Genomic DNA, 1286 nt, shown 5'->3' with positions numbered 1-1286 from the left:
TATTATTTTTTTCTCTTATCTTTAATTTATCTATATACGATACTGCATTAATTGCTGCTACTTGACCTTGCCCTGCTGATTTAATATAAGAGTAAGGTTTGCCAGCAATATCTCCACATGCAAAACATCCCGGAATATTTGTATTCATATTTATATCAACTTTAACATGTGATCCATCAACCTCAAGTCCTGGTACTAAAGTTCTTGGTGATGCACTATCTTTTATTACAAAAACTCCATCCACATCTATTGCAATATTTTTAAATGAAACTTGATTTACTAACATTTCTCCTTTTATTTCAGTAGGTCTTTCATTTATGATTTCTATGTTTGAGTCTAAATTATTACCTCTCATAAGACCTTCATGTTTATACATCGGTATAAAGTATGTTTTAGAAGCAATTTCATTTAAGAAGTTTGCTTCTTCTTCCGCATCTTCATTATATCCTATAATAGCTACAGTTTTTTCTCTGTATAAAGGTGCATCGCAAGTAGCACAATAACCTACTCCTCTACCTAAATATTCTTCTTCACCTTTAATTGGTTTACCATATTGAACACCAGTTGCTAATATAACTGTAGTAGCCTCAAACATGTTTTCACCACTCATTAAAGCAAAGTAATCACCCATGGCATAAATATTTGTAATTCTATTATTTGATACTTCAATTCCCATACTATCTATATGATCTTTAAATCTATTTTTCAAATCTTCTCCACTAACTTCATAAAAACCTAAATAGTTGTTGATTTCTGGAGCCTTTTCAAGCTTATTACTTAAATTTTCATTTCCAAATAATATTATATTTTTGTTTCTTATCTTTGCATTTATGGCCGCCGAAAGCCCAGCTGGACCACTTCCTACTATTGCTATATCATATCTCATTATCATCACCACAATCCACAGCTCTTATAAGTGAGCCTTTATTTTAGATTTTATTTGTTCTTTTGGAACAAACCCTACTATCCTTTGTACTTCTTTTCCATTTTTAAATATTATCATTGTTGGAACTGAAACTATTTCATATTCTTGAGCTACTTCAAGGCTTCTATCAATATCAATTTTGGCAAAGTCAACTTTGTCCGACATCTCTTTGCTTAGAGATTCAAATATTGGTGTTAACATTTTGCAAGGTCCACACCAAGTTGCAAAAAAATCCATTACTACTAATTTATCTGATGTTCTAATCTTATTATAAAATTGAGAGTTATTTACTAATTTAGCCATTATTTCTCCTCCTAATGTATCACTATATAATATTAATTTTTTTAATAAAAGTTAACAT

2 protein-coding genes are annotated in these 1286 nt (G+C 30.0%); both read right to left on the bottom strand.

Annotated features, from left to right (window positions below; all coding sequences use genetic code 11):
• Positions 1-886, bottom strand: an 886-nt coding sequence (locus NSA58_RS20340; protein WP_330652620.1) for an NAD(P)/FAD-dependent oxidoreductase, incomplete at its 3' end; no start/stop codon positions are given.
• A gap of 24 nt (positions 887-910) precedes the next feature.
• Complete coding sequence (trxA, locus tag NSA58_RS20335; protein WP_039678809.1) at positions 911-1228, bottom strand: thioredoxin; 318 nt, start codon at positions 1226-1228, stop codon at positions 911-913.
• Positions 1229-1286 lie beyond the last annotated feature (58 nt).

The sequence above is a fragment of the Terrisporobacter muris genome, assembly GCF_024621905.1.
Classification (GTDB): domain Bacteria; phylum Bacillota; class Clostridia; order Peptostreptococcales; family Peptostreptococcaceae; genus Terrisporobacter; species Terrisporobacter muris.
This window is presented reverse-complemented; position numbering and strand designations above follow the sequence as displayed.